This window comes from Mesorhizobium cantuariense (genome assembly GCF_042647205.1).
Taxonomy (GTDB): Bacteria; Pseudomonadota; Alphaproteobacteria; order Rhizobiales; family Rhizobiaceae; genus Mesorhizobium; species Mesorhizobium cantuariense.
Map to the genome: position 1 here is coordinate 278,710 of NZ_JBHRVD010000001.1, position 16,764 is coordinate 295,473.

Genomic DNA, 16,764 nt, shown 5'->3' on the forward strand with positions numbered 1-16,764 from the left:
CTGGACAACCCAAAAGAAGAAACATTCCACCAGCAGAGCACCCGGCCCAAACACCGCCACCAGGGGGCGGCATCATTTCGGAATCAGGGGGCGGTTAATTCTCGGAACGAGGGGGCGACATCATCTCGGAATCGGGGGGCGACTTCCCTCGGAATTTGCAATCAGGCCGCGACCGTTCTGGACTTCCGCCCCCGCCAGCGCGGTCGCACCTTGTGGAGCTTGCATGCGCCGGAGGTTGAATGCATCGGCAAGGGCAAGCCGCACCGGCCTTACGAGTTTGGCGTCAAGGTCTCGATCGCCACCACGCTGCAGCGCTCGAAGGGTGGCCAATTCGCCCTGCATGCCAAATCTCTGCCCGGCAACCCTTATGACGGTCATACGCTCGAAACTGTCATCCCAGACATGGAAAAGACCATCGGCAACGAAATCAGCCGCATTCTCGCTGATGCCGGATATCGCGGTCACAACGCCCCAGACGGCCACAAGTTCAGGGTCTTCACCGCTGGCCAGAAGCGCCGCGTCACACCTGCCATCAAACGCCAGGTGCGCCGCAGATCGGCGGTCGAACCCGTCATCGGCCATATCAAGAACGAGCACCGCATGGACCGAAACTACCTCGCGGGCCAGCACGGCGACGCCATCAAAGCCATCCTGGCCGCCGCTGGCTACAACTTCTCGCTTCTGCTCAACTGGTTCAGGCTTCTTTTGGCCTTTCTCCTCGCCACCTGCCAGTGCCGCCCAAAACAACGCCCGGTTTGAGCCGTCTTATTGTTCACGGTCGACCGGTACAGTTCAGGCCGATCTGCTATGACACCCAACCGGCGACGCCCGGTCGAGCTTCTCGATCCCCTTCCGCCCGCTGCTCCTGCAGGCGGGGCGGCATTGCAGCCGCCGGTCGAAAATCAGCAGGCTTGAGAGGTGGCTATTCCATGTTCACCTCCCGCGCCGCCACGGCGCACCGTCCAATCCAACGCAATATTCCATCGCTGCTCTCCTTAGGTCTTCGACAAACCAGGGCAGATGGTCTCATCCGCCGAGGGAGCATCAACCTCATGTACGGGATGTATTAGCCCATAGCTGCTTGGGCCGGATACAAGTCGCCGAATGCTGTTTGCCAGTGTGCTGCCAGCGCCCTCGCTTAATCGCTTCGATTTAGATAATTATTAAGCTTCTTTGCCAGGACGCTCACATGAGGCGGAGCGACCATCGTGTAATGGTCACCTGGCACCTCGTGAACTTCCAGGCGGCCCCGCGCGAATTGCCTCCACCCAAGATCGCCATTAGGTTCATTGGTGGATATGCGCAGCCCCCTCTTGGCCGCAAAAAGAACGGACCTGCTGTCGTTGCGCCGAGGAATATAATCACGCAGCGCAATTCTATTTGCCTCTGCAACTGCCAGAAGATGATCGAGTTGCGTTTCGCTCATTTCTGAGACATCGCCAACTTGCCTTCCGAAATCGATTAAGGCCGTGACCTGACGCTCGCGTTTGATTGATTTCAGCTTTCTCCAATGTTTCTTCAATGCAGGAAAAAGCACACTCAATATAACCACCTGCTCGCTCAACGAGTCAGGAATGGGGCTGTTGCCGAGCAAGCGATGATATCGGCTGCTTGTGTACTCTTCAGGCTTGTGAAGCGCTTTGGCGTCGAGCAGCCCAACTATTGCTATCTCCTCGCCAGCATCGCGCAATTGGCAGGCCATTTCCCAAGCAATGCTGCCGCCCATGGACAAGCCAACGAGCTGGTAAGGGCCGCGTGGCTGTACGCTCTTGATGGCCTCAACATAATCCTGCGCCATCTCCGGAATGCTCAGCTGAGGTCTTGCCTCACCGTTCAGACCGCGTGCCTGCAGGCCGAAGAGCGGTTGCTCTGCGCCCAATGCTTTAGCAAGAGGCGTATAGAAGAGCACATGTCCGCCAAAAGGGTGGGGGCAAAATAGTGGCGCCCGCGAACCGCCAGTTTGTATCGACACCAATGCGCTCGGACTCGCGCTTCCATGGGTCTTCGACAGGGCTATCGCGAGCCCTCTTGGTGTCTGGTGTTCCAGCAGCCGAGAGACGGCCAATCTCTCTCCCGTGAGCTGCTCGATGCGATTGATTACGCTTAAGGCGCTCAATGAATCGCCACCGAGGTCGAAGAAGCTGTCGGTCAAGGCAACGTCATCCAAGCCCAAAATATCCCGATAGACCGCCGCGATTTGGCGGTCCAAAGCTGCCTCGCCAGCCGTCTCAACCACAATCGAGCTGCGTGGTTCTTCGTTTCTAGTCAGGGCATCGGCGGATGTGGCCGCAGTATCAGGTCGATTCAAACCGGCATTTTGTCCCTGCTCCTTGGTTTCGACCGCATTGAGCCAATAACGCTTGCGATCAAAAGGATAAGGGGGGAGGGGGGTGCGATACGGGCGCTGGTGGTCGTGCAGGCCAGACCAATCGATGCGAATGCCGCGGGTCCAGAGCTTGCCAAGCATCTGTAACAGTCTCACCCGATCGCCTTGCCCAAGATCGCCTCCTGGCAACGCTGCAAAGGCGCCGAGGCTGCGCGAGTCGCTCCTTGACATTAATCGTCTGGAATGTGTGGTCAGGGCTGCGCCAGGCCCCATCTCGATGAACAACTCGTGGCCCGATTGCACCAGCCGATCGAAAGCCCGATGGAACTGTACCGTCTCGCGCAGGTTGCGGACCCAATAGTTGCCATCAAGTGGCACGTCCGCCTCAAGGCAGTCACCGAGCACCGTCGACATGAACGGTATTTGAGGCGCGTGCAACTCGACCTGTTCTGCATGACTCCTAAACTCCGAAAGGATTGGATCGAGCAGTGATGAATGCACGGCATGACTTGCTTGTACTCGTTTGCTAGCAATGGACATCGTCTGCAATTGCTCACAAAACGCCGCAATCTCGGATGCGGGCCCAGAAACGACACACTGACGTGGCCCGTTTATTGCTGCCAATGAAAGGCGTTCGTTCCAATAAGGCTGGAGTTCTTCGGGCGACAGGCTGACTGCAACAATCCCGCCGGCAGGCACACGCGACGTTAGCTGTCCCCTGATCAATGTCAGTTGAATGGCATCGGGTAACGAGATGATGCCCGCAATATGAGCGGCTGCATATTCTCCGATACTGTGGCCCATCACAGCTGCAGGGAAAATACCCCAGGAGATGAAGAGCTTCGCCATTGCATATTGCATAGCAAAGATCACAGGCTGTATGACGGCTTCCAGCTGAGGCTCGAGCTCGCCATCAGATTTGTCTTCGCAGTAGAGCAGCGGGCGGAAATCAATATGTGCGAACTCGTTAAGCCAGTTTGCGCATTCATCGATGGCGCTGCGGAATACCGGCTCTTCTTCATAAAGCTCCCGACACATTCCAATCTGCTGCCCACCTTGGCCGGAAAACATGAATACGATGCGGTGTTCCCTGCTCGAAACCTCTCGCGATACGCCCGCCCGCAGTGCCGCCTGATCGAGTTGGTCGGCTAATTCCAACATATCGGATCCGACGAAACTTGAGCGATATCTGAGATCGGCTCGACCCTTTTGCAGGGTGTATGCGATATCTGCTGCGCTGTGCTGAACATCGCTTCGGCGCATAAAGCCGGCCAGTCGCCGGAGCGTTTCGGTCAGTGCCGGCCTGCTCGCCCCCGATACTGGAAAGACGTACAGCCTGCGACCGCCTTGCCCACTGCTTCGCGGCGGAGCCTCCTCGACGATCGTGTGCGCATTGGTGCCACCAATGCCAAATGAGCTGACGCCGCCGCGCCGTGGGCCACTAACCTTGGGCCAGGCGGTGCAGGTCTTGTTTACGAACACCGGGCTCTCCTGAAAGTCGATATTAGGATTGGGCATGTCGAAATGTAGGCTAGCGGGAATGACGCTCTTGTTCAGCATTGTGGCGAGCTTAATCAATCCCGTTACACCTGCTGCGGCGTCGAGATGGCCGATATTTGTCTTCACTGAACCTATTGCGCAGAATTGCTTCTTTGCGGTCTGGGAACGGAAAGCCTTGGTCAGGCCAGAGATTTCGATAGGGTCTCCAAGATAGGTTCCCGTACCATGCGCCTCCACATAACCAATGGTATCGGCAGAGACGTCAGCATCGGTGAGGGCAGCTTGAATCACCGCAGCCTGTCCGTCGGCGCTGGGGGCGGTGAAACCTACTTTGCCAGCGCCATCGTTGTTGATGGCGGAACCCCGTATGACTGCCCAGACATAATCGCCGTCTCTACAGGCATCGCTCAGCCGCTTGAGGACGACGACCGCAGATCCACTACCTCTCACGGTTCCTTGTGCATTAGCATCGAACGCACGGCAGTGGCCGTCAGGAGACAAAATGTGGCCTTTTTGATGGAGGTAGCCTTTTCCGTGAGGCAGGGAAATCGATGCACCACCGGCCAGTGCCATGTCGCATTCATTGCTGCGCAGGCTCTGGCAAGCGAGGTGGACGGCAACTAGCGAAGTGGAGCAGGCCGTCTGAACTGACACGCATGGGCCCCTCAAGTTAAGCTTATAGGCGATACGCGTCGCCGTGAAATCGTGGCCATTAAGAATGCGGATCTGTAACTTTTCTGAATCAAGAAGGTCACGGCCTACTTCACCTTCAGAGAGATAGTGGTTGGCCCCCACGCCGGCAAACACACCGACACGGCCGTCTGCCGTCTCGCGCGACCCGTATCCCGCATGGTCGAGCGCCTGATATGCCGTTTCCAGTAGGATCCGCTGTTGCGGGTCCATCCAGGTTGCTTCCTTAGGCGAGACACTGAAAAATGCAGCGTCAAACATATCAATTCCGCTGATAACAGCTTCGCGCCGCACATAATTAGACTTGCCCAAAGTGTCGGGATCGACGCCAGCTTCTCGCAAGGTGTTCTCATCCAGATCTGCGATGGATTCTATGCCATCGACCAGATTGCTCCAGAATTGATCGACGTTCCCGGCCCCCGGGAACCTGCCCGCCATACCGATGATCGCAACAGCTTTGCGGTCCTGTTTGGGCTCGTTTTCGAGTGCGGCCACGCGAATTGGTCTATTGAAGTCCTGAGCGGGGCGAGGACCGGGTGGAATTGGGGCCAAGTGCGCAGCGAGCGTTCTTATGGTGGGATGCTCGAACAGATCCAGAATCTTGCAATCAATGCCCAAACGATCGTGGATACGTGCCTGAACCTGGACGATAGCCAACGAATGTCCGCCAACATCGAAGAAACTGTCTTCAACGCCGACGGAGTCCAGTTTCAGCACGTCCTTCCAAATCTCGGCCAGTTCCGTCTGCAACCCACCGGTCGGTAAAGTTGCCGTCTTCAGTTTCGAGGCGTTTCTCGGCTCGGGAAGAGCGCGCCGATCGATCTTGCCGCTACGATTGGTTGGTAGCTGCGGGAGGAACACGAACTGTGAGGGAATCATGTTGCCAGGCAGCGCGGCGCGCAGAAGCGACTGCAGTTTATCGGTATCCTTCGAACCTCCCCGTCGCCTCACCACATAGGCTGTCAGGCTAGCATTTTCACGGGGACTGCCTGTGAGCGCCACGCAGCATGCTTTGACGTCTTCGTGCCCCATCAGGCACCGCTCGATTTCGGCAAACTCAACCCGCATCCCGCGAATCTTGATCTGTCCGTCCTTCCGGCCCAGAAACTCAATCGTGCCATCTGTCAGGTAGCGGGCCAGATCCCCGGTTTTGTAGAGCCTGGATTGCGGCTCACCATCGAACGGGTTTGGCCGGAAATCCTCGCGCGTGAGTTCATCACTATTAATGTAGCCGCGGGCTATGCCGACGCCCCCGATGTAGAGTTCACCGATGGCGCCAACCGGTGCGGGATTACCATAGCGATCAAGGATGTAAGCCTTGGTATTGATGGCGGGGCGGCCAATGGATGGCCTTTGCCCCTCGGCTTTCACCTCGGTCCTTATGCAATAAACGGTCGTTTCGGTAGGCCCATAGGAATTGAAGATGCGGCGCTTCTCACCCCATCGCTCAATGAGGCTCCACGGCAATGGCTCTCCACCGGACTTGATCACTTTGAGATCAGGAAGATCAGTCGACGGCAAGGAGTTCCACGCTGTCGGCGTAAGACCGGCGGCGGTAATGCGCTGACGGCGCATGAACTCGACAAGTTCTGCTCCAGGCAGCGACGCTGATGGAGGCGCTAGGCACAATCGACCACCAGAAGATAAGGCCAGTATGAAATCAAACAGCGATGCATCAAATCCGCAGGAAGCGAACTGCAATACTCGGTTGTCCGGGCCAAGCTGATAGGTGCTCTTTAGATCCTCCGCCATGTTGCAGGCGCTGCGATGTTCAATCATGACGCCTTTCGGCTGACCCGTGGAACCGGACGTATAGATCACATAGGCCAAATCGGAGGGGCCGGCGGGGCAGTGCGGAGGCGTGACTTCATGCAGAGCAATTTCGGTCCGGTCCTTGTCTAAGAGAACCACTGCGCATCCATTCGCACCTTCAATGTTTAGCCCTGACAGCGCTTTCCCGAACGTCTGGTCTTTAAGCTCGGCTTTGCTGATGACGGCAGAGGCGCCAGCGTCCCGCACCATGAAGCGCAGGCGCTGGGGTGGGAGTCTTGGATCCAGAGGAAGATAGACGGCCCCTGCCTTCAAGACCGCTAGAAAGCCGACAATGAGATCGCACGAACGTTCAACGAGAACGCCGACCGCGTCCCCCAGGCGGATACCCTTTGAAATCAGATGACGGGCGAGCCTGTTTGCCCTTTGCTCAAGCACGGCATAGGTGAGGGCCTCGAACGAGCAGCTGACAGCGATATTGTCTGGGAAAGTGGCAGCCTGCGCTTCGATCAGGTTGTGCAGGCAAACGTCGGACGGAAAAGGGGCTGCTGTCTCGTTCCAACCGTGCAGAAGCTGACGCTCTTCCTCTAGCGTCAGAAGACTATAGTCGCCTATCCGTCGCGCTGGCGCATCTGCAATCGCCTCAAGCAACAGATAATAGTGCTTCGCCAGCCGCTCGATGGTGCTGCGATCCCACAAATCCGTATTGTATACGACGTAAAGGCGGACGCCTTCCTTGCCGGCCAGGATTCGGACGTCAAGATCGATCCAAATATCGGTCTCGCAAAATCGGACTTGCGCAGGCAAGCCGGAGAGATCCACGTCGCAAGGCGTGAAGCCAAGAGAACTCACCGCCTCCGGAGTAAAGTTGAAAACAGCTTGCGCGAGCGGATTTCGATCAGGTGCAGCGGTGAGCTTAAGCTTCTCCAGCAGAAGGGGGAGAGGAAAATACTCGTGGCTGCGCGCGCAGCGCATGAAGTGACGCACCCGCTGCAAATGATCGAGGAAAACGGGATTCCCGGAAAGATCCTGCCGTAGGGCCCCCAGGTTTACAAAGTAGCCGAAGGTCCCCGAAAAATTTCCTGCCGGGCGACCGAGGCGTGGCACGTACAGCGTGATGTCGTCCTGGTCGCCGTAACGATGCAGCAGGACGTAATAGGCCGCGAGCAGAACTGTGGCGAGCGTTACCTTTTCCTTGTGCGCCAGCCGCTCCAAGCGGGCGACCAGTGGCCTCTCAATATCTAGGGAGAAAACTGAACCGGTGTGCGAGGCAAGTGCGGCGCGTGGTCTATCGGTCGGGAGGGCCAGGTCGGGGTCGTGGTCGACAAACTGGCTGCGCCAATAGGCCGACATGCGCTGTCCATCGTCGCCGGCAAGGAGGCGCTCCTGCCAGGCTATAAACTCCTCGTAAGAAGTCGCCGTGGTCAGATCCGGCATGTTCGTGTTGCCGCAGCACGCCTGGTAGAGGCGGCCGAATTCGAGCAGGAAGATGCGAATGCTGTATGCGTCGGAAATGATGTGATGGAAATTAAGGAGGAGAACCTCTTTCGTGGCACCGCAGATGAACAGATGAGCGCGAAACACCGGCCCATGTTCCAAATCGAAAGGCGAGCGAGCTTCCGCCGCGATAGCTTGATGAGAGTCCGTCTCGTCGACACCTTGCAGCCGAACGATACGAAAGCTCAGAGGAGCTGTCTCATGAATGTGCTGAACGACGTACTCGCCGTCCTGGTGAAAGGTCGTGCGCAGCATTTCATGCCGGTCGGTCAATGACTGGAGGGCGCGCCGCAAGGCATCAATGTCGAACGGTGCCTTGATACACAGCTCGACCGGCAGATTGTATTCACTACCGGTTGGCCTTTTTTGATGATGCAGCCAAAGGCCCATTTGGCCATGTGACAGCGGACGCGTGACATAATCCATTGCTTTCTCCCACTTGTAATGCGGAGAGGCTACATGCTTTTTCCGGTAATGGATGTTAACACTATAGGAACTTATTTTTACTCATGATAAATATTAGTTCTTACGAAATACTAAGTTCTTCAGAAGTTGAATTGAGTGTGAATGTTCTATGTAAATTGTGAAAGAAAGACTTAAAAAATGACTCAAGGAACACAAAGAGATTTCACGACCGTTGAATTGCGTTTCAAACATCTTAACACATCGCGACCCGTAGGCAGTGTAGAAGTGCTCCCGGTTTAAGGCAGCTGCGGGCTGTAAACGGGCAGAGCATCAGCACCTCATCCGTTGCGCTGATCAGGCAAGGACGCGTGGTGGAGCGATTCACGCGCTGTGACGCATGTATTCGAACGGGCAGACGGGCACAATCAATGTTTGGATTTTCCGGCATTCCCAGCTGATGATCCCAACATGGCACTTACGTGAGGTACTGACCCCAGCTGAGTTGGAACGGGCCGAAAAAATTCGTCACACAGATCTGCGTCTTTCATATCTTCAGGCCAAGTTTGCTTTTCGAACTATCCTTGCTGCGCACTTGCATGTTCCGCCGAGGGATCTCCAGATAACCGTTTCGCGCTTCGGCAAACCCAAGTTGCCGGCGTACGACATTGAAGTGAGCCAGTCTCATAGTCAGGATTGGTCCGCCGTCGCCTTATCAGCTATGGGCTTGGTTGGAATAGATATTGAGCGTTGGCGCCCCTTGGCAAATTGCCGGCAGTTAGCTTGCCACATTATGACCTCTCAAGAGGCAACGATTTTTGAAGGGATTTCGTGCGAGCTGTCTGCGCGAAAGTTCCTGGAGCTGTGGACAAGGAAAGAGGCCGTACTGAAATGCACAGGTCTTGGTCTTCACGAAGAGCCGCGAGGCCTTCATACGAGTTGGGATGAGCCGACCGTGCAATTTGGCGACCTGCAATATTATCTCAACGCGCTCCCAGTCTGCGGGCAACTGGTAGGGCACCTAGCTTCGCATGATCCCCAACAGATAATTCTGCGCAGCCTGCCATCACAGTTGGACGCTTGGCCGATGTGCCGATCTGCGGACGCATCCTAACCGTTTCTGCAAAGCCGCCCCGGCAGATCCCATGGGGAGTGGATCGGGGCCCGCACTCTGGCAGAGTGGGCCATCGCAACTCGCTCTTTGGAGGCCCTTCATGCATCGTTCGACCGCCGATCAATCCGAGCTACAAGCCGCTGTCCGCGTGGATCTTGGCGCAATCTTCGTCTCGCTGGAGCTGTCCAGATCGACCTGGCTAGTTGTTTGATCCCGAGCTTTAATGGTGCGATATTTTCCTTGGATTGGAAGGAGGCACTATGGGCCAGGTTCTGCATGGGCGCGCCACAACGACAGAGGCAATCCGTCGAGCAATACAAAATAGTCAAGAGAGCCTGAAGAAGCTCTCCAAGCGCTACGGGATCGACCCGAAGACGGTTGCCAAGTGGAAGGGCCGGACTTCGGTCGCCGACCTGCCGACTGGACCCAAAGACCCGAAGTCGACGGTGCTGACGATCGAGGAAGAGGCCGTTATCGTCGCTTTCCGCAAGTACACATTATTGCCGCTGGATGATTGTCTCTACGCGCTCCAGCCGACGATCCCGAACCTGACGCGCTCGTCAATGCATCGTTGCCTGCAGCGCCATGGCATTTCGAGGCTGCCCGAGGTTGAAGGCGACAAGCAGCCCAAAAAGAGGTTCAAGGCCTATCCGATCGGCTACTTCCATATCGACATTGCCGAGGTGCAAACCGCCGAGGGCAAGCTCTATCTGTTCGTGGCCTGCGAATTCCACGCCATCATGGGCAGCCATTCCACGGGATCGTGGGCACCGTTGAAGCGCGGGTGAAGGGGCCTCGACCGACAGTCTGAGCGAGCTATGGCTTGTCTCGTTTTTTAACGAGGAAGCCAGATGCCGACCGAAAGATTGTCGATGCGCCGCATACGCGAACTATTGCGACTGAAGTACGAGAGTGGGCTGAGCAGCCGGGTAATTTCTGCCTCGCTTGGCATCAGCAAAGGGTCCGTGGGCGACTACTTGCGTCGGGCTCAGGCAGCTGGGTTGGGCTGGCCGTTGCCCGAGGCGATAAGCGACACAGCACTGGAACGACGGCTGTTTCCGGGCCAGCCAGCCGCGACGGCAGTGGATCGCAGCCCTGAGCCTGACTGGGCCCATGTCGATCGTGAACTGCGGCGCCCGGCGGTGACACGCGCTTTGCTGTGGCAGGAATATCGGACCGAGCATCCGGGCGGTTACGGTTATTCGTGGTTCTGCGAGCACTACGAGGCCTGGAAGCAGCGTGTGTCGCCGACGATGCGCCAGCGCCATGCCGCCGGTGAGAAGGTCTTCGTCGATTACGCTGGCGACACCATCGATGTCATCGACCCGATAACGGGTGAAGCCCAGGCGATGAAGCTGTTCGTCGGCGCGTTGGGGGCCTCGAGCTATGTATATGCTGAAGCCCGGCCCAGCGAAGGGCTCGCCGACTGGATCGGCTGCCATGTCGGCATGTTCGCCTCTTTTGGCGGAGCGACGGCCATCACTGTGTGCGACAATCTCAAAGCGGCTGTGACCAATCCAGATCGGTACGATCCCGGCATCAACCGCACCTACCAGGACATGGCCCGGCACTACGGCACCACCATCCTCGCAGCCAGGCCGTATCGGGCTCGGGATAAGGCAAAAGTCGAGGTATCGGTGCAAATCGCCCAGAGATGGGTGCTGGCGCGCCTTCGTAATCACCGCTTCTTCAGCCTGGTCGAGCTCAACCAGGCGATTGGTGAACTGGTCGCCGATCTCAATGGGCGGATCATGCGGGCCTATGGCATGAGCCGAGCTGAACTGTTTGCCTCCGTGGACGCCCCGGCGCTGAGACCGCTGCCGGCCGAACCCTATGCCTTCGCTGTGTGGAAGCGCTGCCGGGTGGCGCCCGACTATCATGTCGAGGCCAGCGGCAATTGGTATTCCGTGCCTTACCGCCTGATCCGCGAACTCGTCGATGTCCGCATCGCCGATCGCACCGTGGAGGCCTTCTACAAGGGCGAACGGGTTGCTAGCCACGCCAAGTCACCCGGTCGTCGCAACCACACCACGCTTGCCGATCATATGCCCAGCGCCCATCGGCGGCACGCCTTCTGGACGCCGGCCCGGAGCACCGCCGCCGCGGAGAAAATAGGCCCATCCACGGCCGCCCTGACCATGGCCATCATGGCCGCCCGGCCTCATCCCGAGCAGGGCTTCCGCACCTGCATGGGTATCCTGGCCCTGCAGAGGCCCTATGGCGCTGTCCGGCTGGAAGCAGCCTGCCGACGCGGCAACACCATCCAGGCCCGCTCTGTCTGCTCCATCCGATCCATCCTCAAGACCGGCCTGGATCGTGCCTTCACGGACGCGGAGCCAGAACCAAAGCCCCTGCGCCACGCCAACATTCGTGGCCGCGCTTACTTCCACTGACCCTCATCAACAGGAGAGAAAAATGCTCGTACATCCCACCCATGAACGGCTCGTCGCCCTGGGGCTGGCCGGTATGGCCAAGGCCTTCGAGGAACAGAGAACCTCACCCGATCTTGCGGCCCTGACCTTCGAGGAGCGGGTCGGCATCATGGCCGACAGGGAAGCGGCGGAACGCGACACCAAGCGCATGACCACCCGCCTCAAGTTCGCCGCCCTGCGCCAGAATGCCTGCGTCGAAGATATCGATCTGCGCACCCCGCGCGGCATCGATCGGGTCCTCCTGGCCAGGCTCATCGCCGGCGACTGGATCGCTCGCCACAACAACTTGGCGATCTGCGGCCCATGCGGTGTGGGAAAATCATGGCTTGCATGCGCCCTCGGCCACAAGGCCTGCCGGGATGGACGCTCGGTCTCCTATCAGCGCGTGCCGCGGCTGTTCGAAGCCATGGCGTTGGCACGCGGCGATGGTCGCCACGCGCGCCTCCTCAAATCCCTCGCTCGCGTCGAGCTCCTGATCTTGGACGATTGGGGCATCTCGGTCCTCACCCAGAGCCAGCGCATCGATCTTCTGGAGATGCTCGAAGACCGCAACGGACGGGCGTCCACCATCGTCACAAGCCAGGTACCGGTCGATCAGTGGCATGAAGTCATCGGCGATGATCCCACCCTCGCCGACGCTATCCTCGACCGGCTCGTTCACAACGCTCACCGCCTCAACATGACCGGCGAAAGCATGCGCAAAATCGCCGGCAAACAGGCTCTTGACGCCGACAAGAATCCCGTGAACTCATAGCAACCGTCGGTCAGGCTCCACGTGCCCACCATGGCGTGGAATGGCTGCCCACGATCGCTGGAATGCGCACGTGGCCATCGATCGGACCTCAAAGCTCGCCTATGTCGAGCTCCACGCGCGGGCAACAAAAATGATCGCAGCCGAGTTCCTGTGCCACCTCATCCAGGCGGTTCCCTACCACATCCACACGATCCTCACCGACAACGGCATCCAGTTCAAAAACCGCGAGCAAGATCGCACCGCCATGGAGCACATTTTCGGGCGCACCTGCCGCGACAACGGCACCGAGCATCGTGCGACCAAGGTGAAGCACCCTTGGACAACTGATGTGATCGACAAGAGCTTTTCGATGGATTTGCGATATTCTCCCGTTGCGCATGGGTGACCGCGTGGCGAAGAGCGGGATCAGAGGTGAGTGTCCCGCCGCGCAGCCTTTATCGTCGCACCTCATTTGCGGCATCCGTGCGCGCCTTCTTCGGACCTCGCGGGTTCCAGCCGGCAACGAAGCGGGCATAGGCGCCCTCGGCTTGCTCAACCCAGCGCCGCTCTTCATCTCGATGGCTTTTGATGTTGTAGGCGTGTGCGGCTCCCTTTTGGCCGCGCACAGCCTTGCTTCCAGCCTTGAGTTCCATGTCGCGCAGCTTCTTGGCATGCAGCGATGGCCGCGCCCAGGCGTAGCTCTCGCTCTTCGTCAACAGATGCCAGATTATGACAGCGAGTTTGCGTGCGGTTGCCACGGCCGCGACATGCTGGCCACGCCGGGCCCGCACACGCAGGAAGAAGGCACGGAGTGGCCCCGGTGCGCGTGCTGCCGCCCAAGCTGCTTCCACGAGCATGCCGCGGGCATGTCCGCGACCCTGCTTGGTGATCCGTCCGTGATAGGCGGGGCCTGGCCCTGATTGCCTGACGCTCGGATTCAGGCCGAGATAGCTCACAAGCTTCTGCGGTTCGTCGAAGCGCGACACGTCGCCAATCGCCGCCTTCATTGCAAGCGCGACGGTCATGTCGACGCCTGGAATGGTCATGGGCCCGGCGATCGGGCCGCGTCACGTGATCGGGCTCAGACCTTGGATCGAAACTGCGAAGGAGGAAAATCACACTTGACCATGTAATCCCCATGTGAGCTTATTTGTGCTGCCATCCAGTGGCGGTTTCGTCCTGCGGTTGCGAAGTCGGATCTCGCAAAAGGCCGCTTACCCCACGTGGGCGCTTAGCCGATGCCCTGTTGATCCGAGATTTTCGATCTTGCCTGTGGATGGCCGCTGAGCATGGCCTGTAAAGTTTCGGCCATATATGTGACGAGGCTGACGTCGTTGGAGCTTGCAGACTGCGTTCATGTGTCGTCTCCTTCACGACAACGGCGACGGAGGGGTCCTAATCTATGCCGTATCCAACTGCCGGGCGCGACCTCGTCGCACCCAAAGCTTCGGAGGAGGTCGGCGACGCGTGCGGCCGTGCGGTCGACGTCAAACAGAAGCTCAGGGTAGCGATGAAAGTCGCGACGCCAAGCAGTCGCTGCTGCTATGAGGTCCTGGTTCGGCGTCATCCCGGCGAAGCGAGCCTGTGAGGGCAGAGGTAGCGGGCCTTGCATATCAGAGTCACCCAACGTTGATTGTGTCGGCTCAGGATGGAGACAGGCGGGCGTCATCGGATCTCACTCTCAAAAATCCGGAACGTCTCTGTGAGAAGCTCCATGTAGAGGTCGATTTCCGGCTCCGTTATGATGAGCGGTGGAGCTGCCATGAACCACTCTCCGAATTTTCCGCCCGCAGCGCGGCGAGAATAAATATGGAGGCCAAGATCGCGGGCGATTTCCGAGACGCGGTAAGACGCCTGCCTAGCGGCGGGGAAAATAGCCTTGGTGGCTTTGTCCTCGACGATCTCTACTGCGTTCAAAAGCCCTATGCCGCGCACGTCGCCAATAGTTGTGCTTCTGTCCTTCAATGCGTTTAGCTTTTGACGAAGGATGACGCCCATGCGCTGGGCATTTCCCATCAGATTCTGGTTCACCAACTCACTGAGAACCGCAACTCCGATCGCCGAGGAAAGGGGATTGCCGGAATAGGTGTGGCCATGCAAGAAGCCACCAGACTCGACGACCTTGTCAACGATCCTGTTGGGCGCAATCATAGCGCCAAGCGGCGTGTATCCGGCGCTCAAGCCCTTCGCGCAAGCGACAAGATCGGGCAGCGCGTCGGGCCAGTGATGAGCGGCCAAAAAAGTTCCGGTCCGGCCCGCGCCACACATGACCTCGTCGAAGATCAACAGAACGCCGTAGCGGTCGCAAATCTTCCGAACCTTGGAATAGTAACTGTTCGGCGCGACCAATGCGCCGGTGGCGACGCCGCCGACCGGTTCCATGATGAAAGCGAGTACCGTGTCCTCACCTTCCGCGAGAATCTGTCTTTCGAGCTCGTCCGCGCAGTGGTCAGCATATGAGTGGAGGTCGTAGCCCTCAGGGAGGCGATAGCTCAATGGTGCCGGAATCTTCGGCATTACCCGCATAATCGGGCCGAACATCTGGTCCCGATCCGGATCTCCGGTGACCGCGGCGGCGCCGAGCGTCGAACCATGATAGCCTGGTATACGCGCAAGGATCTTCGAGCGCTTCGGTTGACCCGTGACCACGGCGTATTGACGCGCAAGTTTGAGGGTAGATTCGATGGCCTCCGAACCGCCGGAGACAAGAAAAGTCTGATCAAATCCTGGGCCTGCAAGCTCCGAGATCATCCTGCACAGCGTTTCGGTCGCCTCGCTGGTGAACGCCGTGCGGACGACATAGCTAAAGCGCTTGGCCTGTTCGATCATGGCGTCGCATACGCGCTCGTTGCCATGGCCGATATTGGCGGCGACCGCGCCGGACGACCCGTCGAGATAGCGCTTGCCGTCGGTATCCCAGAAGAAGATGCCTTTGGCATGCGAGATCATGGGCGTTTTGGTGACGCCGCGCCCAGCGTAGAAGGCCCCGCCGGAAGACTCTTTTTGAACGGGTTTAGGCTGCGTGCTCTGTGTGGACATCTTGCTGCTTATTCCTGAGCTGTTAATTGGTTTCGGAAAGCGGAGGGCGGCCTCTTTCAGCGGCGTCGCACCTATGCGCGACGCTCACGCCACGGCGCATGGTTTAAGTGCGTCGCGGACCCAGTTCGAGGAGAGCTTCCTTCAAATGCACGGCATTCGCCTCGCCGATAATGGGCTTGTCAGAGTGAGGAACTTGGCTTCCACCTCTGCCGGCCCAGCGGAGTTGCCGGTCGGGACCGCGACAACTTTGATGTCGGTTGCGTTTTCGAAGGGGTCCAGCCAGTACTCACGGATGATCTTGTCATAGACGCTGCCGCGGAAACCTATGGCGACCTCGCGGTCCTGGGTCATCGCGGGGCACGGACGTGGCTAGCACGAATGCCGCGAGCGCGTATCGGCTAATCACCAATTTGGTCTTCATTTCAATTTCTCTCCAAGGTTTGATGTTTGTCGATACAAAATGGCGTTGTGATCACGGGATGAGGTCCAACGACACAAACGTCCTTCGGAATGCGGACATCTGACGCAGGCGAGACTTGCTGCGTGCTTCCTTCTGTCCATCGATCGCATGCCACCTGCGGGATGAATATCGCTTGGCACGCTCCCACCGCCGCCCCGCGACGAAATACCTTCAAAAGTCATGCCAACTGCGCTGAAATGGCCTCAGAGGAGTTTTTACGTGTTGGCCAATGGCTTACAGCGTGCAGCGGGGAGTAAGCCGATGACCACCACCGTGTCGCAGACTCGACAACCCCGACGAAGTTACGATTGCCTGGCATCGCCCCGGGGAATGGCGGACAGGATTCCTCCGCGGGAAACGGAATGCAAGGCATTCGAGCGCGTTCCGCGATGTCTCATGTCCGACGAATGGTGAACATGAAACATAGCGGCGTTAGCGCGACCGCATTGTTTTGACGTGATTTTTTCCTTTGGCACGAGACGTGCGTGGTCATCCACAAACACGTCGCGGACCGAGGAGAAGTCGTCCCATGATCATGCGCTGTTGCCGCCGTCAAGACGGCTCTTTCCCGCGCTTGCGAGCCGGCGGAAGGCATTCGCATCATGGTCCAGGCCGCACGAGGGCGATACGGTCGTCGAGACAGGCGAATCAAGGTGTTCGTGGACTTCGGCTCCCAACCCCACGTCGCCGGTGTGACCGTCGATTTCGTCACGGGCTTCGAATCCTTCGGCTTTATCTTCGACAATCCCAAAGCGCGGGAGAAGTGCGCCTTCGGCAAATCCTTCGGCTGAATGCTTAAAA

General features: G+C 58.3%; 6 protein-coding genes and 5 pseudogenes. 7 read left to right on the top strand and 4 right to left on the bottom strand.

What is annotated here, in order from left to right:
* Positions 1-162: 162 nt before the first annotated feature.
* Positions 163-759 (top strand): annotated as a pseudogene (locus tag ACFOJ9_RS01335) (transposase); the annotation flags it as partial.
* Between the two features lie 379 nt (positions 760-1,138).
* Here ACFOJ9_RS01335 and ACFOJ9_RS01340 read toward each other — a convergent pair.
* Positions 1,139-8,209, bottom strand: a complete 7,071-nt coding sequence (locus ACFOJ9_RS01340) for an amino acid adenylation domain-containing protein (RefSeq protein ID WP_378976574.1) — start codon at positions 8,207-8,209, stop codon at positions 1,139-1,141.
* 697 nt (positions 8,210-8,906) lie between these two features.
* Here ACFOJ9_RS01340 and ACFOJ9_RS01345 point away from each other — a divergent pair.
* From ACFOJ9_RS01345 to ACFOJ9_RS01365, 5 genes and pseudogenes are all read left to right on the top strand, one after another.
* Entirely contained in the window at positions 8,907-9,299 is a 393-nt protein-coding gene (locus ACFOJ9_RS01345) for a 4'-phosphopantetheinyl transferase family protein (protein WP_378987487.1), read from the top strand.
* A gap of 260 nt (positions 9,300-9,559) precedes the next feature.
* Positions 9,560-10,027: pseudogene (locus ACFOJ9_RS01350) on the top strand (IS481 family transposase); the annotation flags it as partial.
* A 123-nt stretch (positions 10,028-10,150) separates the two neighbouring features.
* On the top strand, positions 10,151-11,692 hold the full coding sequence (gene istA / locus ACFOJ9_RS01355) for an IS21 family transposase (protein WP_378976576.1): 1,542 nt from the start codon (positions 10,151-10,153) through the stop codon (positions 11,690-11,692).
* Positions 11,693-11,714: 22 nt separating this feature from the next.
* Entirely contained in the window at positions 11,715-12,485 is a 771-nt protein-coding gene (istB, locus tag ACFOJ9_RS01360; RefSeq protein WP_378987490.1) for an IS21-like element helper ATPase IstB, read from the top strand.
* A 70-nt stretch (positions 12,486-12,555) separates the two neighbouring features.
* Positions 12,556-12,825, top strand: a pseudogene (locus ACFOJ9_RS01365) (IS481 family transposase); the annotation flags it as partial.
* Positions 12,826-12,919: 94 nt separating this feature from the next.
* On the opposite strand, the pseudogene ACFOJ9_RS01370 reads toward ACFOJ9_RS01365, so the two are convergent.
* The 3 genes and pseudogenes from ACFOJ9_RS01370 to ACFOJ9_RS01380 all read right to left on the bottom strand — a co-directional run.
* Positions 12,920-13,510, bottom strand: a pseudogene (locus ACFOJ9_RS01370) (transposase); the annotation flags it as partial.
* A gap of 619 nt (positions 13,511-14,129) precedes the next feature.
* Positions 14,130-15,503, bottom strand: coding sequence for an aminotransferase family protein (locus tag ACFOJ9_RS01375; protein WP_378976578.1), 1,374 nt, complete (start codon positions 15,501-15,503; stop codon positions 14,130-14,132).
* Positions 15,504-15,644: 141 nt separating this feature from the next.
* A complete protein-coding gene (locus ACFOJ9_RS01380) occupies positions 15,645-15,854 on the bottom strand; it encodes a hypothetical protein (RefSeq protein ID WP_378976580.1) in 210 nt (69 codons plus the stop codon).
* 648 nt (positions 15,855-16,502) lie between these two features.
* Between ACFOJ9_RS01380 and ACFOJ9_RS01385 the strand changes: the two are divergent.
* A pseudogene (locus ACFOJ9_RS01385) lies at positions 16,503-16,754 on the top strand (iron-sulfur cluster biosynthesis family protein); the annotation flags it as partial.
* Positions 16,755-16,764 lie beyond the last annotated feature (10 nt).

Bases quoted from the DNA above. Each gene is read 5' to 3' on its own strand.
- istA (WP_378976576.1), top strand. From the start codon at position 10,151: ATGCCGACCGAAAGATTGTCGATGCGCCGCATACGCGAACTATTGCGA.
- ACFOJ9_RS01375 (WP_378976578.1), bottom strand. From the start codon at position 15,503: ATGTCCACACAGAGCACGCAGCCTAAACCCGTTCAAAAAGAGTCTTCC.
- ACFOJ9_RS01345 (WP_378987487.1), top strand. From the start codon at position 8,907: ATGGGCTTGGTTGGAATAGATATTGAGCGTTGGCGCCCCTTGGCAAAT.
- istB (WP_378987490.1), top strand. From the start codon at position 11,715: ATGCTCGTACATCCCACCCATGAACGGCTCGTCGCCCTGGGGCTGGCC.
- ACFOJ9_RS01340 (WP_378976574.1), bottom strand. From the start codon at position 8,209: ATGGATTATGTCACGCGTCCGCTGTCACATGGCCAAATGGGCCTTTGG.
- ACFOJ9_RS01380 (WP_378976580.1), bottom strand. From the start codon at position 15,854: ATGACCCAGGACCGCGAGGTCGCCATAGGTTTCCGCGGCAGCGTCTAT.